Origin of the sequence: Bacillus sp. R86525 (assembly GCF_042466195.1) — a bacterium.
GTDB classification, from domain to species: domain Bacteria; phylum Bacillota; class Bacilli; order Bacillales; family Bacillaceae_G; genus Bacillus_A; species Bacillus_A nitratireducens.
On the sequence record NZ_JAXHPX010000007.1, the window covers coordinates 4,641,387 to 4,665,363 of the forward strand.

At 40.1% G+C, this 23,977-nt stretch carries 16 protein-coding genes, 20 tRNA genes, 3 rRNA genes and 2 riboswitches; of the genes, 3 read left to right on the top strand and 36 right to left on the bottom strand.

Features of this window, described 5'->3' with window-relative positions:
- Window positions 1-2: 2 nt before the first annotated feature.
- From thiS to tenA, 7 genes are read right to left on the bottom strand one after another with little or no spacing between them, the layout of a single operon-like run.
- On the bottom strand, window positions 3-206 hold the full coding sequence (gene thiS / locus SJY24_RS26630; protein ID WP_088095211.1) for a sulfur carrier protein ThiS: 204 nt from the start codon (window positions 204-206) through the stop codon (window positions 3-5).
- Between the two features lie 15 nt (window positions 207-221).
- On the bottom strand, window positions 222-1,331 hold the full coding sequence (thiO, locus tag SJY24_RS26635; protein WP_377866803.1) for a glycine oxidase ThiO: 1,110 nt from the start codon (window positions 1,329-1,331) through the stop codon (window positions 222-224).
- A complete protein-coding gene (gene tenI, locus SJY24_RS26640; protein ID WP_377866804.1) occupies window positions 1,324-1,944 on the bottom strand; it encodes a thiazole tautomerase TenI in 621 nt (206 codons plus the stop codon). Before tenI ends, thiO begins: the two co-directional genes overlap by 8 nt.
- A 10-nt stretch (window positions 1,945-1,954) precedes the next feature.
- Window positions 1,955-2,956: an ABC transporter substrate-binding protein gene (locus SJY24_RS26645; protein WP_377866805.1), complete on the bottom strand. Its 1,002-nt coding sequence runs from the start codon at window positions 2,954-2,956 to the stop codon at window positions 1,955-1,957.
- Window positions 2,953-3,705, bottom strand: a complete 753-nt coding sequence (locus SJY24_RS26650) for an ABC transporter permease (RefSeq protein WP_377867314.1) — start codon at window positions 3,703-3,705, stop codon at window positions 2,953-2,955. The genes SJY24_RS26645 and SJY24_RS26650 overlap by 4 nt, the downstream gene beginning before the upstream one ends.
- Entirely contained in the window at window positions 3,705-4,454 is a 750-nt protein-coding gene (locus SJY24_RS26655; RefSeq protein WP_377866806.1) for an ABC transporter ATP-binding protein, read from the bottom strand. The genes SJY24_RS26650 and SJY24_RS26655 overlap by 1 nt, the downstream gene beginning before the upstream one ends.
- Window positions 4,423-5,118, bottom strand: a complete 696-nt coding sequence (gene tenA, locus SJY24_RS26660; protein WP_377866807.1) for a thiaminase II — start codon at window positions 5,116-5,118, stop codon at window positions 4,423-4,425. Before tenA ends, SJY24_RS26655 begins: the two co-directional genes overlap by 32 nt.
- Window positions 5,119-5,202: 84 nt before the next feature.
- A riboswitch (TPP riboswitch) is annotated at window positions 5,203-5,305 on the bottom strand.
- A 60-nt stretch (window positions 5,306-5,365) separates the two neighbouring features.
- Window positions 5,366-5,477: riboswitch (TPP riboswitch) on the bottom strand.
- A gap of 259 nt (window positions 5,478-5,736) precedes the next feature.
- Here tenA and SJY24_RS26665 point away from each other — a divergent pair.
- Complete coding sequence (locus SJY24_RS26665) at window positions 5,737-6,897, top strand: SH3 domain-containing protein (RefSeq protein WP_377866808.1); 1,161 nt, start codon at window positions 5,737-5,739, stop codon at window positions 6,895-6,897.
- A 5-nt stretch (window positions 6,898-6,902) separates the two neighbouring features.
- The gene (locus tag SJY24_RS26670) at window positions 6,903-7,235 is read left to right on the top strand and encodes a hypothetical protein (RefSeq protein WP_377866809.1); all 333 of its coding nucleotides are present in this window, start codon (window positions 6,903-6,905) and stop codon (window positions 7,233-7,235) included.
- A 240-nt stretch (window positions 7,236-7,475) separates the two neighbouring features.
- Here the strand turns inward: SJY24_RS26670 and SJY24_RS26675 are convergent, their stop codons facing one another.
- From SJY24_RS26675 to SJY24_RS26795, 25 genes are all read right to left on the bottom strand, one after another.
- Entirely contained in the window at window positions 7,476-8,627 is a 1,152-nt protein-coding gene (locus tag SJY24_RS26675; RefSeq protein ID WP_377866810.1) for a DUF3965 domain-containing protein, read from the bottom strand.
- A gap of 425 nt (window positions 8,628-9,052) precedes the next feature.
- Complete coding sequence (locus SJY24_RS26680) at window positions 9,053-9,472, bottom strand: CBS domain-containing protein (protein WP_071747759.1); 420 nt, start codon at window positions 9,470-9,472, stop codon at window positions 9,053-9,055.
- A 131-nt stretch (window positions 9,473-9,603) separates the two neighbouring features.
- Window positions 9,604-9,675 (bottom strand) — tRNA-Glu (locus tag SJY24_RS26685).
- A gap of 1 nt (window position 9,676) precedes the next feature.
- Window positions 9,677-9,751 (bottom strand) — tRNA-Asn (locus SJY24_RS26690).
- Window positions 9,752-9,758: 7 nt separating this feature from the next.
- Window positions 9,759-9,835 (bottom strand) — tRNA-Ile (locus tag SJY24_RS26695).
- Window positions 9,836-9,845: 10 nt separating this feature from the next.
- A tRNA-Trp gene (locus SJY24_RS26700) sits at window positions 9,846-9,916 on the bottom strand.
- Window positions 9,917-9,922: 6 nt separating this feature from the next.
- Window positions 9,923-9,995: transfer RNA gene (locus SJY24_RS26705), tRNA-Thr, on the bottom strand.
- Window positions 9,996-10,017: 22 nt separating this feature from the next.
- A tRNA-Phe gene (locus SJY24_RS26710) sits at window positions 10,018-10,093 on the bottom strand.
- 8 nt (window positions 10,094-10,101) lie between these two features.
- Window positions 10,102-10,177: transfer RNA gene (locus tag SJY24_RS26715), tRNA-Asp, on the bottom strand.
- 2 nt (window positions 10,178-10,179) lie between these two features.
- A tRNA-Met gene (locus SJY24_RS26720) sits at window positions 10,180-10,256 on the bottom strand.
- Window positions 10,257-10,280: 24 nt separating this feature from the next.
- Window positions 10,281-10,373 (bottom strand) — tRNA-Ser (locus SJY24_RS26725).
- 54 nt (window positions 10,374-10,427) lie between these two features.
- Window positions 10,428-10,520 (bottom strand) — tRNA-Ser (locus tag SJY24_RS26730).
- An 18-nt stretch (window positions 10,521-10,538) separates the two neighbouring features.
- Window positions 10,539-10,611 (bottom strand) — tRNA-Ala (locus SJY24_RS26735).
- Window positions 10,612-10,626: 15 nt separating this feature from the next.
- Window positions 10,627-10,700: transfer RNA gene (locus SJY24_RS26740), tRNA-Pro, on the bottom strand.
- 10 nt (window positions 10,701-10,710) lie between these two features.
- Window positions 10,711-10,784: transfer RNA gene (locus SJY24_RS26745), tRNA-Arg, on the bottom strand.
- Between the two features lie 3 nt (window positions 10,785-10,787).
- Window positions 10,788-10,876: transfer RNA gene (locus SJY24_RS26750), tRNA-Leu, on the bottom strand.
- Between the two features lie 16 nt (window positions 10,877-10,892).
- A tRNA-Gly gene (locus tag SJY24_RS26755) sits at window positions 10,893-10,967 on the bottom strand.
- A 29-nt stretch (window positions 10,968-10,996) separates the two neighbouring features.
- Window positions 10,997-11,077: transfer RNA gene (locus tag SJY24_RS26760), tRNA-Leu, on the bottom strand.
- A gap of 14 nt (window positions 11,078-11,091) precedes the next feature.
- Window positions 11,092-11,167: transfer RNA gene (locus tag SJY24_RS26765), tRNA-Lys, on the bottom strand.
- Window positions 11,168-11,171: 4 nt separating this feature from the next.
- Window positions 11,172-11,246 (bottom strand) — tRNA-Gln (locus SJY24_RS26770).
- A gap of 11 nt (window positions 11,247-11,257) precedes the next feature.
- Window positions 11,258-11,341 (bottom strand) — tRNA-Tyr (locus tag SJY24_RS26775).
- A gap of 8 nt (window positions 11,342-11,349) precedes the next feature.
- Window positions 11,350-11,425 (bottom strand) — tRNA-Val (locus SJY24_RS26780).
- Between the two features lie 5 nt (window positions 11,426-11,430).
- Window positions 11,431-11,546: ribosomal RNA gene (gene rrf, locus SJY24_RS26785) — 5S ribosomal RNA — on the bottom strand.
- A 101-nt stretch (window positions 11,547-11,647) separates the two neighbouring features.
- Window positions 11,648-14,569, bottom strand: a 23S ribosomal RNA gene (locus tag SJY24_RS26790).
- Window positions 14,570-14,715: 146 nt separating this feature from the next.
- Window positions 14,716-16,267: ribosomal RNA gene (locus tag SJY24_RS26795) — 16S ribosomal RNA — on the bottom strand.
- Together the 16S, 23S and 5S rRNA genes with 20 tRNA genes alongside form the textbook arrangement of a ribosomal RNA operon.
- A 671-nt stretch (window positions 16,268-16,938) precedes the next feature.
- Here SJY24_RS26795 and SJY24_RS26800 point away from each other — a divergent pair.
- Entirely contained in the window at window positions 16,939-19,983 is a 3,045-nt protein-coding gene (locus tag SJY24_RS26800; RefSeq protein WP_377866811.1) for an efflux RND transporter permease subunit, read from the top strand.
- 49 nt (window positions 19,984-20,032) lie between these two features.
- On the opposite strand, the gene SJY24_RS26805 is transcribed toward SJY24_RS26800, so the two are convergent.
- The 4 genes from SJY24_RS26805 to SJY24_RS26820 form a co-directional block, all read right to left on the bottom strand.
- Window positions 20,033-20,560 (bottom strand): P-loop nucleotide/nucleoside kinase family protein, encoded by a 528-nt coding sequence (locus tag SJY24_RS26805; RefSeq protein WP_377866812.1) that lies wholly within the window; start codon window positions 20,558-20,560, stop codon window positions 20,033-20,035.
- Window positions 20,561-20,699: 139 nt separating this feature from the next.
- The gene (gene pstA / locus SJY24_RS26810; RefSeq protein ID WP_377866813.1) at window positions 20,700-21,620 is read right to left on the bottom strand and encodes a phosphate ABC transporter permease PstA; all 921 of its coding nucleotides are present in this window, start codon (window positions 21,618-21,620) and stop codon (window positions 20,700-20,702) included.
- A gap of 2 nt (window positions 21,621-21,622) precedes the next feature.
- Window positions 21,623-22,513 (bottom strand): phosphate ABC transporter permease subunit PstC, encoded by an 891-nt coding sequence (pstC, locus tag SJY24_RS26815; RefSeq protein ID WP_377866814.1) that lies wholly within the window; start codon window positions 22,511-22,513, stop codon window positions 21,623-21,625.
- Between the two features lie 70 nt (window positions 22,514-22,583).
- On the bottom strand, window positions 22,584-23,483 hold the full coding sequence (locus SJY24_RS26820; RefSeq protein WP_000245113.1) for a phosphate ABC transporter substrate-binding protein PstS family protein: 900 nt from the start codon (window positions 23,481-23,483) through the stop codon (window positions 22,584-22,586).
- Between the last annotated feature and the right edge of the window lie 494 nt (window positions 23,484-23,977).

Consider the following 23,977-nt stretch of genomic DNA (forward strand, 5'->3'; position numbering starts at 1 on the left):
AATCAACCGCCTCCTACGAAAGTTACAATCTCAATTTGATCTCCATCAAAAACAGATGTATCGTTATGATCATCTTTTTGTAAAATATCTTTATTACGTTCTACTACAACAATTCTGTTATCTAATTCTAAATGTGTAAGTAACTCAGCTACTGTTTTTACACTCTCTGGCACTTCAATTTGGTTACCATTAATTTTTAAATTCAAACTTCCATCCCCTTTCTAAACTGTTTTAGAAAGCAATGAATCTAGCAAGTGATTCTCCTGCTTTCCTTCTATTAAATCAGCCATATACTGACCAGAAACAGGACTTAATAAAATGCCATTTCGATAATGTCCAGTACAAGCATATAAACCTTTTATTTCTTCATGCTCTCCCATATAAGGAGCTTCGTGATTTGATTGTGGCCTTAACCCTGCCCATGCGCTTTCCCACTCCGCTTCTTTTAAAGCCGGCAATATTGTATAAGCACGCTCTAATATGGAAGTAATACTTTCTGGTTGCACAGTTTTATTGAACGTATGAGGCTTCATCGTTGCTCCAATTACGTAACGCCCACCGCGCTTCGGCGTAATATAAAAACGTTCTTGGAAAATAGGAGCTTTCAAGAGCGGTTTCTTGCTTCTTACTGCAACAACTTCACCCTTCACAGGATACGTGCCCCAATCACTATGGAAATAATGTAGTAATTTCGTACTCCATGAGCCTCCAGCGATAACGACTTTTTCACATGTTATTACACCTTCACTCGTAACAATTCCAGCCACTTTATTGTTTTCAATTTGAATATCAAACACTTCTGTCTGTTCATATATGTCAGCTCCAGAAAATGCCGCGGAGTGTGCGAATGCTTTCGTAAGATCTGGTGCAATAACATGACCATCTTTTGGATAATATACCGCTCCTATAATTGATTCGGATAGAAACGGCTCTTTTTCTCGCAAACGATCACCCGTTAGAAAATATGAATCTTCACCTATTTTCTGTTGCCAATCCATAATATGAAGAATTCTTTCCTTCTCATCTTCATTTTGGGCAATGCGATAAATGCCTTTTTCTTCATACCCAATATCGATGCCTGTCTTTTCACGTAAAACTTCTGCAAGTTGTGGAAATATAGCACGGCTTTCTCTAGCAAGTTCAAACAACGGATCATATTCATCCCACTCTGCCTGAACACCCAGTAAACCAGCAGCTGCTTTCGAAGCTTCAGATGCGATTCTTTGCTTCTCTACAATCGCTACTTTATGCCCTCTTTCTGCTAGAAAGTGTGCAACTGAACTACCAATTACACCTCCGCCAATAATCGCTACATCATACTTCTTACACATGTTTTTCCGCCCACTTTCTTATTGATTCCTTATAAGATTTCGCCTTGCTATACGGATTACTACTGCTTATAATCCCGGACATAACAGCAATGCCACTTACACCATTTGCAAGAACATCACCTGTATTTTCAGGAGTGATTCCACCAATTGCAGTTATTGGTATGGATAAACACCTTGCCATATCAGCAATTTCTTCTAACCCTCTTGCTGGTACATCCTTTTTACAAGCCGTTGGAAATACATGACCGTAAACGAGGGAATCCGCTCCATTTTTAAATGCCACTATCGCTTCATCTAGAGAATGTACTGAATAACCAACATGCAAATAAGAAAGCTTTTCTTTTACTAACCTTACATCTGCGCTTCGATATCCTAGCTGAACACGCGGAATATTTAATAGAATAGCAATATCAATTCGATCATTTATCACTATCTTCGATGCTGGAAAGCCTTTCCCCAAAAGACTTTCCACACCTTCATACAATTCCTTCGTACTTTTCTCACGCTCACGAATATGCAAATAATCGATCTCACTCTCAATTTGCATCGCTACATTCACTAACTCTTCGAATGGCATATGGCCATTTGAGATTACATGGAGCTCATTTTTCATATTCATTCGCCTACTTTAAAATGTTTTCAAATAATTCATCGGCTGGAACAATTTCTTTCGTCATTCCTTTGTCTTTCAACCATTCGTTTTGTTTCTCCCATGACTCTTTTGAATCCGATAAGAATGGCTCATCCTTCGTTTCCATCTTCTCTAATAAAATTTTCATACTTTCTTTTTCAACTTCTGGTACAAGCGGGAAGTTTTCTTTTTCTTGATGATCTAATAAAATATTTAATGCTTCATCGGGGTTTTTCTTCATAAAGTCATACCCTTTTTGTGCCCCACGTAAAAAGGCTTGCAATGCTTCTTTATCTTTTTTCAACGTTTTATCACCCGTTACAAACACAAGCTCATGATAGTTCGGTACACCATAATCTGCTGGATTAAAGTACGCTGGTTCATGACCTTCATGACGCATAACAGGTACTTCATGGTTAATGTATGCCCCTGTTACCGCATCCACTTTTTTCGTAATTAATGCTGGTACTAAATCAAAGCCAACATCGACTACTTTCACTGTATCTGGATTACCACCAGCTTCTTTTACCATCGTTTTTAAATACATCTCACTTAAAGGTGTTCCAGAATATCCAACTGTTTTCCCCTCTAAATCTTTTGGCGATCGAATGCCTGCTGATTTCAGTGATACAACATGATTTAACGGTGAACGTACGACAGCTCCAATTGATTTCACTGGAATTTGTTCATTTGCTTTTGCCATGACAACATCTGGTTGATAATACAAACCAACTGTCACTTTCCCTGCTGCCGCTAGCGTTAATGGATCAGTCGGATTAGAAGGGAATTTAATATTCACCTTTACTCCTTCTTCTTTAAAGTATCCTTTTTCAATTGCCGTATAAATAAAGCTATGTACCGCATTCGGGTACCAATCAAGCATTACTGTTATTTCTTTTTCTGTTTTATTCTTATCTGATGCTGAATTACTCGAACATCCTGCAATCATTGCAACTAATAATGTAAACACAAAGATGCGTTTTAATAATTTCATGAATGTTTCCTCCAACTAATAAATTTCTTTTCTGATATGGAAATAAGTATAACGAAGAAAATAGCTAATAATGATAACAATACAATGGGGGCAAATACACCAGCCCCGTCTAACTGCGTCATCATTCTTTTACTGAAATATCCAAGCCCAGCTTGTGCACCGAGCCATTCTCCAATTGCTGCCCCTATCACACTAAGCGGAACTGCAATTTTTAACGCTGAGAAAAAGTAAGGAAGAGCAGATGGCAACTTTAGCTTTAGAAAAATATCTTTTTTCGTTGCACCATACGTAACTAAGAGCTCCTCCCACTCTTTCTTCGTACTACGCAATCCATCATACGTATTGACCGCAATTGGGAAAAACGTAATTAAAACTGTGACAACAACCTTGCTCCAAATGGTATATCCAAACCATAAAACAAATAGGGGCGCAAGTGCTGTAATCGGGATGGTTTGTGAAGCTACTAATAATGGGTAAAATGCTCTTTCCATCCACGTACTCGCATTCATTAACATCGCTAGCCCCACACCTAATACGATAGAAATAGCAACACCTATTAAAACGACGTATAACGTTGCCGGTAAATGAACCGTAAATAATATGTCTTTTAGTTTCCATATCTTCATTACAATTGCAGACGGTGACGGTAAAATGTACATCTCATCTACAATTCTTGCCCCAACTTCCCACATAACGAGTAAAATACTAGAAAGTGTAAGAGCAGGAACTAATTCTTTCAAACGGTTCATCATACAAGTACCTGCCTTTGTAACATACTAAGGAGCTCATCTTTAAGCGCCAATACTTCAGGCCTATATAAATCCTTTCGTGTTCGGTTACGATCAAGCGGAACAATTCGCTCAGTTAAAGTTGCTATCGGTTGATTTTCTACAACGAAAATTCGATTAGAAAGAAACAATGCTTCTTCCACATCATGAGTGATAAATAAAATTGTTTTTTCCCACTCTTTCCATTGTTCAAACAGCCATTCTTGCAAAGAGGCCTTCGTTAAAGCGTCCAATGCGCTAAACGGTTCATCTAACAGCAATATCTCCCCGCCGGTTAATAAAGTTCGAATAAAAGATACACGTTGTCTCATACCACCAGATAAATCTTTCGGATATTTTGCCTCATACCCTTGTAAGCCAAATTTATGTAACAGTTCCTTTGCCTTTATTTGTGCTTCTTTTTTCTGTACACCTTGGCACTCTAGCGGCAGGGCAGCATTCTCAATAATCGTTCTCCACGGCAGGAGCATATCTTTTTGGGGCATATACCCTACAGGATGGCTCTTTGTTTCTGTCAGCTCTATCTGTCCAGTACTTGCTTCTTCTAAACCTGTAATAAGGCGAAATAAAGTACTTTTCCCGCATCCGCTCGGTCCGATAATACTTACAAACTCTTTATCTTGTATAGAAGCATTTAATTCATTGATGATTGGTTTTTCATCATAATGAAAAGAAACATTATGAAACTGTAGTATGTTCTTGCTCCTCAAATCCCCACATCTCCTTACGATAGGACATATCCCAGAATAGATATTCAAATCGACTGGAATATAGGAAAATCTCCTCTAATCGATCTAGCTCTTTTTCAGACTTTCCAGCTGCCATTTCATTTAATAAATCTATTAACCAAATACAAAGGTTACCGTATTCTTCAGAACTATATCCTTGAATCCACTCACCAAAGAACTCATGATCTCTTGCTCCAGGAATATCATTTAAACGCTTTCCAATCTCCCAATAGCTCCACATACATGGTAGAAGTGCTGCTATTAATTCCGCAAGTGTGCCATTTTGAGATACAGACATCATGTAATTTGTATAAGCTAAATTTTTAGCAGATGGTTTTGCAGATTCCATCTCTCGTACAGAAATGCCAAGTCTTTTTGCATACTGTTTATGGATTGTCATTTCTCCATTCAAAATTCCATCAATTTGTTCAGCAAACTTTCCCATTACTTGTGGATTCGTTGCTTTTACAACACCAATCGCATATAACTTTGCATAATCTAACAAATACAAATAATCTTGAATAATATAATATTGAAATTTATCTTTTTCTAACGTGCCATCCCCCATACCTACTACAAACGGATGATTATGACTTTTCTCCCAAACAGGTTGCACAGTATCTAATAATCTATCGCAAAATTTCATTTCTATCTCCCCTTTCAATATATGTACCTAAATAAAAAACCACTTCTATATATAAGAAGTGGTTACAGCAAATAAAATTATACATTTATTCGTTGTCCACTTCCCTTCGCTAGTATTACCTAGATCAGGTCTGTAAGGGTTAAGGATTATTCCTCTCTCAGCACATCAAGCACCCCTAGTGGTTTCAATATGAAATTTTCAAATAAAAAAGCCCCGTTTCTATGCGCAAAGAAACGGGGACTCATTGTTAGTGTCCGAATTGCTTCCCTACGCTAGCATAATCTAGATCAGGTAATGAAAAGGATCAAAGGCTTACGGCCTACTCTCAGCTGGCAACACCAGCTCTCCTAGCAAACTATAAAATTATCACTGTCAGTATAACACCGTAATAAGACATCATCAACTGTTTTAATTTTCTTAATTATTAATTAAACGTTAATATGTTAAACAAATATAAATGCGATTCCACAAATGATATATACAATATTTATATACGAGCCTCTCTTCTAACATTATTTTTATTGATTTCATATTACATTTATGTGAATACGACCAATATATTATATCTTTATACTATAATAAAATTACAACTATACAACTAGAGGAGGTCTTTATTACATGAATATGAAAGCTACAGCTTTAACAGCCACTACTATCGCAATTGCTTCTTTACTTCCTTCTATGGGAGAATCCGATATACAAACAGCTGCTGCTAAGCAACCATCTAAAGTAAAAACTGGATATGTAAAAATTGACAACGTTGCACTACATCAAAATAACCATGCAGACAGTGCGATAATTGACAACATTCGATTTAATAGCCCGGTTACTATTCTTGAGACAACTCAAGATTGGTATAAAGTATCTGTTAACAACAAAACAGGCTACATGAAAAAAGATGCAATTCTATTCAAAAAAAATGTTCAATCAAAGAATCAATATATCGTAAATGCAAACGCATTAAACGTTCGTTCTGAACCTAATACAGAGTCTTCTATTTTAGATATATTACCAAATGGTCAATTCATTACCATTCAAGGTGAACAAGGGGATTGGTACAAAATTTTACATAACGGTCAAATTGGATACGTACAAAAAAACTTTGTATCTAATGGATCCACACCTCTAGTAAAAGGTGTAACTGTACAAGGTTCACCTTCTTATACTGTTGCAACACCAAAATTAAATGTACGTAGCAATGCTAGTACAAGTAGCACTCTACTTGGCTCGTTACAAAATGGTACACAAGTACAAGTAGTAGAAACGGTAGGTACTTGGTATAAAATTCGTTTTGGCACAGGATACGGATATGTAGCAAAACACTATGTAGTGCAAAATCAAAATCAATCACAAACTAAAACAGCTCAACCTTCATCAATTCCAGCTGTTTTCAAATTTCCAACTCAAGGAAGAATTAGCTCAACTTTTGATATGCGCTGGGAACAAATGCATTATGGTATAGATATTGCAGCACAAGGCAACATCTCTATTCAAGCTGCTGCTGCAGGTAAAGTTGTGAAATCTTATTATTCGGCTAGCTACGGCAATGTCGTGTTCGTCGCCCATCAAATAAATGGAAAGTTATATACAACAGTTTATGCTCATATGAAGGATCGTGCCGTACAAGTTGGTGATCAAGTACAAGCGGGACAATTGGTAGGTCATATGGGAAATACAGGTCATTCATACGGGCAACATCTTCATTTTGAATTACACAATGGAGAATGGAATTTTGAAAAAACAAATGCAGTAAATCCACTGCCATATTTAGTTAGGTAAATTGTATGCCACGCAATATACCTCTCTTTATTGAATACCTGGCCTTCTTAGGTTTAATCTGTTGTTTAATCATTTATAATACGAACACTGTGTTTTTATCTATTATTATTGCTTTTGTTGCCTTAGAAATCATTATGGAAGCATTACAAATGCGGCTAAAACAAAAAATAGCCCATATTTATAATGCAATTTTTCTTTTGAGTGCTCTTATAACAAATATAATTAGTAATGGCTTTTATTTATCTACCGTACTTCCTGTATTCTTTATGGCTGTTTTATTATTCATAGCTAGATACGTTAATGTCCCTAATAACAAAACACACGAACAAGAAGCTTAGAAAGAGGAGACACTGTGTATCAATCTTTCAAAGAGAACCCAACGAAATATATACTGAATTTATATGAAAAAATGAATACTTTTTTTGGTATACAAGGAAGTTCTACTGCACAATTTCTCCTTTATGGAATGTTATTTCTTATCTTAGTTACTTTCTCCTTGTTTTACTAACAAAAAAGGATCTCACATAAACTTGAGATCCTTTTTAATTTATATTAATTTTTAATATGTAAAATACGGTTTAACCACAAGCATATTTTTCATAAATAAAACTAAGATTATATTTTTTCTCTAAACTCATTCTTTGTTCATCATCGCACCAATAGAAAAGAATATCATGAATCGTTGCATAACGCTTATTTTTAAGAAATAGTTTAAAGAAGGATGGTAAACAATCATGTAATTGTATAAATATATAATTGCGTAGTATTTCTTCTTTGTATTCAACGCCCTTACAAATATAAAGTAATTCTTCACAATAATATGCATGCTGTGGAACTTGAATCATTTCAAAAAATGGTACATATGATAGCAACTTTCCAATAAAATGACCATATCGATCCATTACCCCTATCGTCATATGCTCCATCATTTCTTTCATCACATATAAATAATCATCTACATGCGTTGTCTTTAATGGATCTAATCGATCTGAAATTTGAGAAAGCACAGCTCTTTGACAAGCTAAAACGGCTTGACTCGGTCCATAATATGATAGAAAATCTGTACACTTACGATACTTTCGCAATAAGTCATGTGTATACAAATCGTACACAAAAGTATTACAATACATTGCTAGATTCATCATATCACTATTTAATTGTTCTTTTGATAGTGTTTTAGCTCGCTTACACATATAAAAGAATGTAAATTCCAATACTTCTTTATGAGATAATAGATGTTTACAATTTGTTATACATTTCTCACTAAATTTAACTCGATTCCAAATTTCTACATCGCCATCTGTTAATTCACCAATACGATATTTAATAATTAAATAGTTCAAAGCAACCGCTTGCGTCAAAAGATCCCATGTTTCATATTCCAATGAAGTTTGGACAAATTCTTCTAGTCCCTGGCTTATCATAAAAGCATTTGCCTCTTCATACCAACCAATCTCTTGACATAAACGCAGAATACGTACTAGAGTTGGAATTTCATCTTTATGAAACTGCGGTAAACCCTTTACTTTATTCATTCCATATACGATAAATGCCGCTAAATTTTCTTCTTTATAAAACTCTTTTTCTTTCCATACTAATATAGTTCGCTCTTTCCCTTCACCTTTTGGATGACAAGGTACAAGTAAAGAAAATAACTCAGCGAAATTGTTTGGTTCTATATATGTATCTGTGACCAAATTCCAATTTGGATCGCCCTGTACAGCCCTCATATAATTCCCCTTTCCTTTTTATCCCGCTATTTGCGGGCAGTAAGACTCCCACCTCAAAACTCTGCGAATGCGAGGAAGTTAGGTGGGAGATAAAACTGCCCATAAAAGCCCGATTGGTTCAGCTAATAATTATTGGGGGATGGACACCCCCCCCAATAATTAAAGTTTCACTTTATCTACGTAGGAAATATTAATTCATTATTACATCATTAACAATAAATATTGTTATATTCAAAATCTATCATAATACTTATATCTATTAGTATATCATTTTTCCTCTTATTAAAAATTAGGAATAACAAATTTAAAAAAACTGTCGAAAATATTAACGCTATATTTATTATATAATGTCTCAGATACATCACGCTAACATATTAGCCTAATCCATATATACTAGAATAATGTATCTGATCTTTATACATAATTTATTCCATGTGCTCCGAGATTTCACTTAAAGCAAAGCCAGCTTGATCATCAGCCGATTCTCTTATAGCTAAATCACCTAGTGCTAGCATACCCACAAGTTGCCCACTCTCAACTACTGGTAAGCGTCTAATTTGATACTGCGCCATTAATTCTGTAGCTTTTTCAATCGAATCATCTGGAGAAACTGAAACAATGTTTGTTGTCATTATATTTGTAATTTTATTAGATCCAGGATGTTTTTCAGCAATCCCACGAACCACTAGGTCTCGATCAGTAACAAGCCCAACAACTTGTTCATTTTCAACAACAGGAATCAACCCAACCGATTCTTCCTTCATTTTTACAGCAGCCTCATATACATTATCTAACGGCGTACAATGTACAATATGAGTACTCATAAAGTCTCTAACTCGCGTCATTTTTATCTCCTCCTTTTAATACATACCATAGCTTTTCCTAAATCCCTTTATTTATTTGAGGAAAATAAGGTGATAAAAAAGAGGAATACACATAATAAAAAAGAGTCAGCACATTGCTGACTCTTTTTTTATGACCCGTACGGGATTCGAACCCGTGTTACCGCCGTGAAAGGGCGGTGTCTTAACCACTTGACCAACGGGCCATGGCTCCGCAGGTAGGACTCGAACCTACGACCGATCGGTTAACAGCCGATAGCTCTACCACTGAGCTACTGCGGAATATATATGGTGGGCCTAAATGGACTCGAACCATCGACCTCACGCTTATCAGGCGTGCGCTCTAACCAGCTGAGCTATAGGCCCATATACTTTACAGGGGCAGTAGGAATCGAACCCACACTGGAGGTTTTGGAGACCTCAGTTCTACCTTTAAACTATGCCCCTAAATGATGCCGGCTAGAGGACTTGAACCCCCAACCTACTGATTACAAGTCAGTTGCTCTACCAATTGAGCTAAGCCGGCATAAATAAAAAAAATAAAAAAATGGTGGCTCGGGACGGAATCGAACCGCCGACACGAGGATTTTCAGTCCTCTGCTCTACCGACTGAGCTACCGAGCCAACATAAATGGCGGTCCCGACCGGGGTCGAACCGGCGATCTCCTGCGTGACAGGCAGGCATGTTAACCACTACACCACGGGACCATTGGTTGCGGGGACAGGATTTGAACCTGCGACCTTCGGGTTATGAGCCCGACGAGCTACCGTACTGCTCCACCCCGCGACGATATTATATTGTTTAAAAAAATGGAGGAGGTAGAGGGATTCGAACCCCCGCGCGACTCTCGCCGCCTGTCGGTTTTCAAGACCGATCCCTTCAGCCGAACTTGGGTATACCTCCATGAAGGAAAATCAATATTTTTTTATATGTAACTAAACCACTTTTTTGAAAAAATGGAGGAGGTAGAGGGATTCGAACCCCCGCGCGATTCTCACCGCCTGTCGGTTTTCAAGACCGATCCCTTCAGCCGAACTTGGGTATACCTCCGACATATAAAAAATAAAGTGGAGCCTAGCGGGATCGAACCGCTGACCTCCTGCGTGCAAGGCAGGCGCTCTCCCAGCTGAGCTAAGGCCCCATGTTTTTGGAAAAATCGGGAAGACAGGATTTGAACCTGCGACCCCCTGGTCCCAAACCAGGTGCTCTACCAAGCTGAGCCACTTCCCGTTAATAAAAGCGCGCCCGAGAGGAGTCGAACCCCTAACCTCTTGATCCGTAGTCAAACGCTCTATCCAATTGAGCTACGGGCGCATATGGTGCCGAGGGCGGGGGTCGAACCCGCACGGTGGTCACCCACCGCAGGATTTTAAGTCCTGTGCGTCTGCCTGTTCCGCCACCCCGGCATGTCATATTGAAAATTGGAGCGGAAGACGGGATTCGAACCCGCGACCCCAACCTTGGCAAGGTTGTATTCTACCACTGAACTACTTCCGCAAGACATGTTTGAGTTATTTCATTAAAAGTGCGGGTGAAGGGAGTCGAACCCCCACGCCAAAGGCGCTAGATCCTAAGTCTAGTGCGTCTGCCAATTCCGCCACACCCGCATATTTCATTAAAATGGTGAGCCATGAAGGATTCGAACCTTCGACCCTCTGATTAAAAGTCAGATGCTCTACCAACTGAGCTAATGGCTCTTAATGGCTGGGCTAGCTGGATTCGAACCAGCGCATGACGGAGTCAAAGTCCGTTGCCTTACCGCTTGGCTATAGCCCATTAATTAAGAATGGTGGAGGGGGGCAGATTCGAACTGCCGAACCCGAAGGAGCGGATTTACAGTCCGCCGCGTTTAGCCACTTCGCTACCCCTCCGACATATATGGTGGAGGATGACGGGATCGAACCGCCGACCCCCTGCTTGTAAGGCAGGTGCTCTCCCAGCTGAGCTAATCCTCCATTTTGCCTGGCAACGTCCTACTCTCACAGGGACAAGGTCCCAACTACCATCGGCGCTAGAGAGCTTAACTTCCGTGTTCGGTATGGGAACGGGTGTGACCTCTCTGCCATCATTACCAGACTGTATTCATTTAAGACAAGAATCATTGTAACTTATTCACTTTTGAAAGTCAACAAGTTTTTTATGTTCTCTCAAAACTAGATAACATTGCTTCATATTATATGGTTAAGTCCTCGATCTATTAGTATTCGTCAGCTCCACATGTCACCATGCTTCCACCTCGAACCTATCAACCTGATCATCTTTCAGGGATCTTACTAGCTTACGCTATGGGAAATCTCATCTTGAGGGGGGCTTCATGCTTAGATGCTTTCAGCACTTATCCCTTCCGCACATAGCTACCCAGCTATGCCCTTGGCAGAACAACTGGTACACCAGCGGTGCGTCCATCCCGGTCCTCTCGTACTAAGGACAGCTCCTCTCAAATTTCCTACGCCCACGACGGATAGGGACCGAACTGTCTCACGACGTTCTGAACCCAGCTCGCGTACCGCTTTAATGGGCGAACAGCCCAACCCTTGGGACCGACTACAGCCCCAGGATGCGATGAGCCGACATCGAGGTGCCAAACCTCCCCGTCGATGTGGACTCTTGGGGGAGATAAGCCTGTTATCCCCGGGGTAGCTTTTATCCGTTGAGCGATGGCCCTTCCATGCGGAACCACCGGATCACTAAGCCCGACTTTCGTCCCTGCTCGACTTGTAGGTCTCGCAGTCAAGCTCCCTTATGCCTTTGCACTCTACGAATGATTTCCAACCATTCTGAGGGAACCTTTGGGCGCCTCCGTTACACTTTAGGAGGCGACCGCCCCAGTCAAACTGCCCACCTGACACTGTCTCCCGGGTCGATAAGACCCGTAGGTTAGAATTTCAATACAGTCAGGGCGGTATCCCACCAGCGCCTCCACCGAAGCTAGCGCTCCGGTTTCAATGGCTCCCGCCTATCCTGTACAAACTGTACCAAAATTCAATATCAGGCTACAGTAAAGCTCCACGGGGTCTTTCCGTCCTGTCGCGGGTAACCTGCATCTTCACAGGTACTATAATTTCACCGAGTCTCTGGTTGAGACAGTGCCCAAATCGTTACACCTTTCGTGCGGGTCGGAACTTACCCGACAAGGAATTTCGCTACCTTAGGACCGTTATAGTTACGGCCGCCGTTTACTGGGGCTTCAGTTCAGAGCTTCGCTTACGCTAACCCCTCTCCTTAACCTTCCAGCACCGGGCAGGTGTCAGCCCCTATACTTCGCCTTACGGCTTCGCAGAGACCTGTGTTTTTGCTAAACAGTCGCTTGGGCCTATTCACTGCGGCTTTCCGTTAAGAAAGCACCCCTTCTCCCGAAGTTACGGGGTCATTTTGCCGAGTTCCTTAACCAGAGTTCTCTCGCACACCTTAGGATTCTCTCCTCGCCTACCTGTGTCGGTTTGCGGTACAGGCACCTTTTATCTCGCTAGAAGCTTTTCTTGGCAGCGGGGAATCAAAGACTTCGCTCCATAAGGAGCTTCCCCATCACAGCTCAGCCTTCACGATAAGCGGATTTGCCTACTTATCAGCCTAACTGCTTGGACGTGCACAACCAATCGCACGCTTCTTCTATCCTTCTGCGTCCCTCCATTGCTCAAACGATAAAGAGGTGGTACAGGAATATCAACCTGTTGTCCATCGCCTACGCCTGTCGGCCTCGGCTTAGGTCCTGACTGACCCTGAGCGGACGAGCCTTCCTCAGGAAACCTTAGGCATTCGGTGGACGGGATTCTCACCCGTCTTTCGCTACTCATACCGGCATTCTCACTTCTAAGCGCTCCACCAGTCCTTCCGGTCTGACTTCACTGCACTTAGAACGCTCCCCTACCACTGATACCATTGGTATCAATTCGCAGCTTCGGTGGTGTATTTAGCCCCGGTACATTTTCGGCGCAGAGTCACTCGACTAGTGAGCTATTACGCACTCTTTAAATGGTGGCTGCTTCTAAGCCAACATCCTAGTTGTCTAAGCAACTCCACATCCTTTTCCACTTAATACACACTTTGGGACCTTAGCTGGCGATCTGGGCTGTTTCCCTCTTGACTACGGATCTTATCACTCGCAGTCTGACTCCTAAGGATAAGTCATTGGCATTCGGAGTTTGACTGAATTCGGTAATCCGATGAGGACCCCTAGTTCAATCAGTGCTCTACCTCCAAGACTCTTACACTTAAGGCTAGCCCTAAAGCTATTTCGGGGAGAACCAGCTATCTCCAGGTTCGATTGGAATTTCTCCGCTACCCACACCTCATCCCCGCACTTTTCAACGTGCGTGGGTTCGGGCCTCCATTCAGTGTTACCTGAACTTCACCCTGGACATGGGTAGATCACCTGGTTTCGGGTCTACGACCACGTACTAAACGCCCTATTCAGACTCGCTTTCGCTGCGGCTCCGTCTCCTCAACTTAACCTCGCACGGGATCGTAACTCGCCGGTTCATTCTACAAAAGGCACGCCATCACCCATTAACGGGCTCTGACTATTTGTAGGCACACGGTTTCAGGATCTCTTTCACTCCCCTTCCGGGGTGCTTTTCACCTTTCCCTCACGGTACTGGTTCACTATCGATCACTAGGGAGTATTTAGCCTTGGGAGATGGTCCTCCCAGATTCCGACGGAATTTCACGTGTTCCGCCGTACTCAGGATACATTCAAGAGAGAACGAAGTTTCGACTACGGGGTTGTTACCCTCTGTGACGGACCTTTCCAGGTCGCTTCGTCTACCTCGTTCCTTTGTAACTCCGTATAGAATGTCCTACAACCCCAAGAGGCAAGCCTCTTGGTTTGGGCTAGATTCCGTTTCGCTCGCCGCTACTCAGGAAATCGCATTTGCTTTCTCTTCCTCCAGGTACTTAGATGTTTCAGTTCCCTGGGTCTGTCTTCCATACCCTATGTATTCAGGTAAGGATACCATACCATTACGTATAGTGGGTTTCCCCATTCGGAAATCTTCGGATCAAAGCTTACTTACAGCTCCCCGAAGCATATCGGCGTTAGTCCCGTCCTTCATCGACTCCTAGTGTCAAGGCATCCACCGTGCGCCCTTTCTAACTTAACCAAACTAAAATTAAAAAAATATGAGCTACACTGTTATCTAGTTTTCAAAGAACATACATTTAAACTTGAGAGATAGTTCTCTCAAAACTGAACGAAACGAAACAAGTCAACGTTTATTGATGAACTGCGTTCATCAATTCTCCATAGAAAGGAGGTGATCCAGCCGCACCTTCCGATACGGCTACCTTGTTACGACTTCACCCCAATCATCTGTCCCACCTTAGGCGGCTGGCTCCATAAAGGTTACCCCACCGACTTCGGGTGTTACAAACTCTCGTGGTGTGACGGGCGGTGTGTACAAGGCCCGGGAACGTATTCACCGCGGCATGCTGATCCGCGATTACTAGCGATTCCAGCTTCATGTAGGCGAGTTGCAGCCTACAATCCGAACTGAGAACGGTTTTATGAGATTAGCTCCACCTCGCGGTCTTGCAGCTCTTTGTACCGTCCATTGTAGCACGTGTGTAGCCCAGGTCATAAGGGGCATGATGATTTGACGTCATCCCCACCTTCCTCCGGTTTGTCACCGGCAGTCACCTTAGAGTGCCCAACTTAATGATGGCAACTAAGATCAAGGGTTGCGCTCGTTGCGGGACTTAACCCAACATCTCACGACACGAGCTGACGACAACCATGCACCACCTGTCACTCTGCTCCCGAAGGAGAAGCTCTATCTCTAGAGTTTTCAGAGGATGTCAAGACCTGGTAAGGTTCTTCGCGTTGCTTCGAATTAAACCACATGCTCCACCGCTTGTGCGGGCCCCCGTCAATTCCTTTGAGTTTCAGCCTTGCGGCCGTACTCCCCAGGCGGAGTGCTTAATGCGTTAACTTCAGCACTAAAGGGCGGAAACCCTCTAACACTTAGCACTCATCGTTTACGGCGTGGACTACCAGGGTATCTAATCCTGTTTGCTCCCCACGCTTTCGCGCCTCAGTGTCAGTTACAGACCAGAAAGTCGCCTTCGCCACTGGTGTTCCTCCATATCTCTACGCATTTCACCGCTACACATGGAATTCCACTTTCCTCTTCTGCACTCAAGTCTCCCAGTTTCCAATGACCCTCCACGGTTGAGCCGTGGGCTTTCACATCAGACTTAAGAAACCACCTGCGCGCGCTTTACGCCCAATAATTCCGGATAACGCTTGCCACCTACGTATTACCGCGGCTGCTGGCACGTAGTTAGCCGTGGCTTTCTGGTTAGGTACCGTCAAGGTGCCAGCTTATTCAACTAGCACTTATTCTTCCCTAACAACAGAGTTTTACGACCCGAAAGCCTTCATCACTCACGCGGCGTTGCTCCGTCAGACTTTCGTCCATTGCGGAAGATTCCCTACTGCTGCCTCCCGTAGGAGTCTGGGCCGTGTCTCAGTCCCAGTGTGGCCGATCACCCTCTCAGGTCGGCTACGCATCGTTGCCTTGGTGAGCCGTTACCTCACCAACTAGCTAATGCGACGCGGGTCCATCCATAAGTGACAGCCGAAGCCGCCTTTCAATTTCGAACCATGCAGTTCAAAATATTATCCGGTATTAGCCCCGGTTTCCCGGAGTTATCCCAGTCTTATGGGCAGGTTACCCACGTGTTACTCACCCGTCCGCCGCTAACTTCTTGAGAGCAAGCTCTCAATCCATTCGCTCGACTTGCATGTATTAGGCACGCCGCCAGCGTTCATCCTGAGCCAGGATCAAACTCTCCAATAAAGTTAGTTTGTCTAGCATCTAAAAATAAAAATTGACGTTCACGTTGTTTGTTTCGTTCAGTTTTCAAAGAACTTGTCCGCCGCTTCAGAAGCGACTTCATCATATTAACATCTTCATTTTTCGATGTCAACTATGTTTTTTTAATTTCTTTTTGTCATTTTCTGCGCTTCCGCATCAGCGACGTTTATTAATATACCATCATGGTTTTTAAATAACAAGTGTTTTTTATAAAAAAACACAAAAAATTATCTAGCCTACTTTCTTCTATAGAAAGAACCATTATCCTTTCTACTGAAAACATTCATTTTGACTGTAGACAACTTACTATACACTATCATCAACTAGACAGTATTCCGCATAAATTCCTAATCTTTAGCCCTCTTCCTTTTAAATTTTACAATAACCATAACTCTACTTAAGAAGGACAAATAACCATTTAAATGTAGAGTAACAAAAAACGAGTCCACTATACTAGAGCAAAACTTTAATTAATGCTTCTCTTCAACAATCAGGAATTTCACTTGCATAAATAACGAACTTTCCTTCAAAATATTAACTTAAGATTATTGTTAGAATTTTTTTACATTTAATTAATGAAAAATATCCATTTTTTGTTATATAGTAAGAGAGTGCCCACGCAACTATAAATAAACTAATGGAGGAATTATCTTATGGATAGGTTAACAAAGTTTTCATTAAAAAACCGAGCCGCTATTATCATCATGGTTTTTCTCATTTCCATACTTGGCGTTTATTCCGGCTCTAAATTACCTATGGAATTTTTACCAAGCATCGATAACCCCGCAATAACTGTTACGACATTGTCTCAAGGGCTCGATGCTGAAACGATGACCAAGGACGTGACTGATCCTCTCGAAAAACAATTTCGTAATTTAGAACATATCGATGGCATCACTTCTTCTACACATGAAGGGTTATCACGCATCGACATCGCATATACATCCAAGGCAAATATGAAAGACGCGGCACGCGAAGTCGAGAAAGCAATTAATACAATTAAATTACCTAAAGATGTAACTAAGCCTGTAGTTAGTCAATTAAATACTTCTATGATTCCACTCGCTCAAATCACTATCCAGAAGCAAAACGGATTTTCAAAAGCTGACGAAAAACAAATCGAGAAAGAAATCGTACCACAACTCGAAAGCATTGATGGTGTTGCCAATGTTATGTTTTTCGGAAAATCAACTTCCGAATTATCCATCGCACTTGATCCTAACCAACTAAAAGATAAAAACGTAACATCACAGCAAGTATTAACAGTTTTACAAGGAAAAGAAACTTCCACTCCAGCCGGAGCAATTACCGTTAATAAGGAAGAATATAATCTTCGTGTCATCGGGGATATAAAAGATCTAAATGACATAAAAAACATCACCGTTACACCTCAAGTAAAATTACAAGATGTCGCTCAAATTGAACTAAAACAACATTACGATACAATCTCACACATAAACGGAGAAGAAGGAACAGGATTAATCATCATGAAAGAGCCGAGTAAAAACGCGGTTGCAATTGGAAAAGAGATTGATAAAAAGATTAAAGATATAAGTAAGCAATATAAAGATCAGTATTCTATTAAACTTTTAGCTTCAACTCATGAGCAAGTTGAAAATGCTGTTACTAGTATGGGCAAAGAAGTAATCCTTGGTGCCATTGCCGCGACTCTCATTATCTTAATCTTTTTACGTAGCTTTCGAACAACACTCATCGCCGTCGTCAGTATCCCATTATCTATCCTATTAACACTATTTTTACTCCACCAATCTAACATCACACTTAACATTTTAACTCTAGGTGGCTTAGCCGTTGCAGTTGGACGTCTCGTCGATGATAGTATCGTTGTCATTGAGAATATTTTCCGTCGTTTACAAAAAGAATCTTTCTCTAAAGATATTATTCTCGATGCAACAAAAGAGGTCGCCGTCGCAATTACCTCTTCTACTTTAACAACAGTCGCCGTTTTTTTACCTATCGGTCTCGTATCGGGAGTAATCGGAAAACTAATGTTACCTATGGTGTTGGCAGTTGTATATTCTATACTTTCTTCCTTAATTGTGGCATTAACAGTCGTTCCACTTATGGCTTTTTTACTGCTCAAAAAAACAAAACGTCGCAATTCACATTCTTCACCGCGATATGTCGCTACATTAAAGTGGGCTCTTTCTCATAAGTTTATCATTCTACTCACTTCTTTTTTATTATTTGCAGGATCAATCGCAGCCTACATACTACTTCCGAAAGCGAACATAAAGTCTGAGGATGATACAATGCTTTCCGTTAACATGACATTTCCAGCTGGTTATGATTCTGAAGCTAAAAAACAAAAAGCCTTTGATTTCGAAAAGAAACTCCTCTCTAATTCTGATGTAACAGATGTTATTTTGCGAATGGGATCTAGCGCAGAAGATGCACAATGGGGACAGACAACGCAAAACAATCTTGCAACTATATTTGTAGTCTTTAAAAAAGGATCTGACATCGACCAATATATTAAAGAATTAAAAAAGGAACATACAGCTTTCGAACCAGCTGAACTTGATTATATAAAAACGAGTTACTCTGACTCCGGAGGCGGAAACAACTTACAATTTAATGTAACAGCTACTAACGAAACAAATTTACAAAAGGCCGCTAACATCGTCGAAACAAAACTAAAAAGCATGGATTCTCTTTCCAAAGTAAAAACAAATATAGAAGAATCTAAAAAAGAATGGCAAATTCATATCGATCAAACAAAGGCTGAGCAACTAGGTTTAACACCAGAATTAGCAGCACAACAAGTATCATTCCTTATGAAGAAATCTCCTATCGGGGAAATCTCAATCAATAATGAAAAAACAACTATTATGATAGAACATAAAAAGGCATCCATTAACAAACAAGAAGATATTTTAAACACAAACATACTATCACCTATAAACGGACCAATTCCTTTAAAAGACATTGCAACTATTTCAGAAAAACAACTTCAAACGGAAATCTTCCATAAAGATGGGAAAGAAACGATTCAAATTACTGCAGAAGCTTCAAGTGAAGATTTAAGTAAAGTAAGCGCAGAAGTAAACAAAGCGATAGCCGACTTAGATTTACCTAACGGGGCAAAAGTAAATATCGCAGGTGCTACTGAATCTATGCAAGAGAACTTCACTGATTTATTTAAAATTATGGGGATTGCAATCGGGATTGTATATTTAATTATGGTTATCACATTCGGGCAGGCGCGCGCTCCTTTTGCAATTTTGTTCTCCTTGCCATTAGCTGCCGTCGGAGGTATTTTAGGATTAATCATTTCCAGAACACCTGTTGATGTAAATTCCTTGATTGGCGCATTAATGTTAATCGGAATTGTCGTTACAAATGCTATTGTATTAATAGAAAGAGTCCAACAAAATCGAGAAAACGGTATGGAAACAAGAGAAGCCCTATTAGAAGCCGGCTCCACTCGATTACGTCCTATTATTATGACAGCCATAACAACAATCGTCGCTATGCTACCACTCCTATTCGGCCAATCTCAAGCGGGTAGCATGGTATCAAAAAGTCTAGCTGTCGTTGTAATTGGCGGCTTAGCCGTTTCAACCGTTCTTACATTAGTAGTTGTTCCTGTTATGTATGAACTATTAGATAAAATCGGGAGAAAAAGACGCTCCCGCAGAAAAATAAGCACTTCAACAGAAACACCTGATATTTAAACCAAAAGGCGTTATCTTCATAATTGAAGATAACGCCTTTTTTATCCCTCTACCTATCCATAATATAATCCATCACTTTTTTACCATACTTCTCTAGCGGCTCTCCAGAATCCACAATAAGATATTCACCACGTAAAGGCCTTTTACTGCCAGCCAGACATTTTTGAAATGCTACTTCTGATTCTACTTTTGTAATTTGACTTATCTTACGTTCACGCGTTTGTAACCTACGATTAATTTCTTCTATATTATTAAGATAACATTCAATATGTTTATATGTAGCACCATGTTTCTGACATAAATCTATGCCTTTTTTAACCATCCCTTCGTAGAGACACGGACTATCTAATATCACACTGTGCTCTTGCTCCAACAAAAAATCGATCAGTTCCCACTCAATATCATAGGAGATTCCCCCAACCACTGTTGGTTCAACACCTTTTTCCTTTAATGATTTTAATAAAGCTGATTTCACGACGTCATGATCTACAATAACAGCACCTGTTAATTTAGCGATATACTTAGAAAGTGTCGATTTCCCAGATCCAGGAAACCCCGACATTTGCAGAAAAAACACTTCCAAACCCCTCCCTATTTTCATCCGAATTTCTATATATCAAGTTACCTATTCGGTCACTCTTCTTCTTTTCCTGCCAACAACAAAATGACCGTAAAAAAACTCCCTGTTTTATAAACAGAGAGTTTTCATCTTCAACTTATGCCGCTTTTACCTTCTTCGTCGTTTTACTTTTTCTTTTCGTTCCTGTAAAGCGCTTATGCAATACAGATGCTACTAAGCGTGAAATGACATTGAATAGTAATACCATAATAATTAATACAGCTGCAGATTTTGTCGCAATTAACTTCGCATCTGGGATAATCCCCTCAGAATTCAACTTCCAAATATGAACCGCTAACGTTTCAGCTGGTCTAAATGGATTTAAAGGATGCGCAGGACTTGAGAAGTCCGCTGCTGAATTTAAAATTGGAGATGTTAAACCCGCTGTGTAAATTAATGCCGCTGCTTCACCAAATATACGGCCAGCCGCTAAAATAACACCTGTAATAATTTGCGGCAATGATGACGGGATAATAATACGCACGATCGTTTGCCACTTTGTCGCACCTAATCCAAGACTCGCCTCTTTTACATTATGAGGAACTTCTGAAATCGCATTTTCACAAACACGTGTTAAACCTGGTAAGTTTAAAATAGTTAAAGCAAGAGCACCACCCATTACCGTGTATCCCCAGCCTGTCATTGTAACAAACACTAACAAACCAAATAGTCCAACAACAATAGAAGGTAAAGACGCCATCGTCTCAATACATAAACGAACAAAACTTAAAAAACGACCTTGTCTTGCATACTCCGCTAAATATATTCCAGCACCTAACCCAAGAGGAATTGATATAATAAGTGTTATAACAAGCATGTAGAAGGAATTGAATAATTGCGGACCAATTCCACCACCAGCTCTTGTATTACTTGGTTCTCCAAATAAGAAACTAGGATCCCAAAATCCCCATCCCTTTTGCAGAATTTCAAACACTAAGAACACTAGCAAAGCTACAACTAAAGCCGCAACTGCATAAAAAATACCTGTCCAAACTTTATTTACCGTTCTTGCATTCATTATTATCGCTCACCTCTTTGCCCAATCGCTCGAATTACTAAAATAAACAGGAATGAAATAACAAGTAAAATCATCGCTAAAGTCCATAGCGCATTGTTCCAAGCTGTTCCGTTCAGTGTATTTGTCATATCCATTGTCAGAATACCTGTTAACGTTGCTGTCGGACTGTATATTCCTTCTGGTAATCTAATCGTATTCCCGATTACCATTTGAACTGCTAACGCTTCACCAAAAGCACGCGCTAAACCTAAAACTATACCAGTTAAAATCCCTTGTTTTGCAGCTGGAACAATCACTCGGCTAATAGCTTGCCATTTCGTTGATCCTAAACCGTAAGAAGCTTCCAAGTAATCAAACGGAACAGAGCGTATTGCATCAGAAGCGATACTAGCAATAGTAGGTAAAATCATAATACTTAGCACAATAATACCTGCAATTAAACTAAAGCCTACTCCACCAAACGAATCACGTAATAGAGGGACTAAAATTGTAACCCCCAATAATCCGTATACAACTGACGGGATACCCACTAATAATTCAAGAACAGGTTTCAATACTTTATTCCCAAACTTCGGCGAAATTAAATTCATGAATATAGCAAGAGCTATAGCAATCGGCGCACTAATAACGACCGCACCTAACGACACAAGCGTCGAACCTACAATAAAGATTACAGCACCATACGTGCCTTGATCAGCATTTGGATTCCATTTTGTCGATGTTAACACCTCAGCAAATGAGATACCACTTTGCGTAAAAGATTGAATTCCTTTACCACAAATAAACGCAATAATAGCTAATGTAACTAAAACAATAAAAATACCACAAAACGTAACGAGTGATCTTCCTATATATTCACTCTTTACGTAATTTATTTGTTTTTTCCCCTTCATCACAGGACAGACCCCACTTCATAAATTGAAATGAACAGGACTGGCCTTGCAGCCAGCCCCATAAATTTTATTACTTATTTAATTTAGACATTGGAATGTAACCCATATCTTCTACTTGTTTTTCAAAGTCTTTACCTTTTACATAGTCGATGTAAGCCTTAGTTGCTTCCTTCGCCTCACCTTTCGTTACCATGTACTCGTAAGACCAGAACGGATATTTACCAGCAGAAATATTTTCAACTTTCGGTTCAGATCCATCAATTTTAACCGTTTGTAACGCACCTTTTTTCTCACCAACCATGTAAGACATTGCTAAGTAACTAACTGAACCTGGAGTAGAGTTAATCGCTTGCTCTACAGCACCATTAGAATCTTGTGTTGTACCAGTTCCATCATTAATTTTCGCGTCTTTCATCACTGTCTTTTCAAAAGTAGCACGTGTACCAGATGAAGCTGGTCGGTTAATTACATTGATTTTTTCATCTTTCCCGCCTACTTCTTTCCAGTTCGTTACTTTTCCAGTGAAGATATCTTGCACTTGTTTTACTGTTAAGTTATCAACTTTTACATCTTTATTTACGACAAGTGCGAATGCGATACCCGCAACTTTGTTATCTACTAATTCTTTTGCTTTTTCAGCATCTTTTATTTTATCTCCAGCTGGAACATCTGAGTTACCAATTTGTACCGCGCCAGATGCTACTTGGTTAATCCCAGTTCCACTACCGCCACCTTGAACTTGAATAGAAACCTTTGAATTTTTCTCCATGAATTTCTTTCCAGCTTCCTCCGCAAGAGGTTGAAGAGCTGTAGAGCCAGCCGCTGCAATCGTACCTGATAATTCTTGTTTTGCATCGCTACCTTTAGCAGCTTCCTTATTATCCGTACTTTCTGCTTTTCCACATCCAACTAATGCACCTGCAACAACTAAAGCCGCTAAAGAAAATTTAATACCCTTTTTCATAACCATGTCTTGTACCCCCATTTGGATTATCACTTTTCGAATTCATCTTCTTTCGAACACAAATTCATTGTAGGACAACAATATTATGTGAGTGTTAAGCAATTTTTAAGTTTAAGTAAATAGGGGTAACATCCCGCAAAAGCTAGACACTCCAACATTTATAGTTAAAAAAACCAACAAAATCCACACTAAACATGCATTATTGTAAATTTAATCTTAACAATGTAAAGCTAATGTAAATAATTTTCTGCATTTTCCCCTTTAGATTAAAACTACATTTACAATCACCCTATATTTTTAAGGTTTTACACCCCTACTTTATTTACATTGAGAAGAATTTCAGTAATATTTTTCGGTACAACTAAATAAATTGGAACAATTCTAAAAATAATTGAATATTTTTAAAGTACTAATTGACAGCATCATCCAATGTGGTCTACTATATTACTAACAAAAAGTTTACCTGAGGAAACTTTTTAAACTTAAACTAACAATATAGA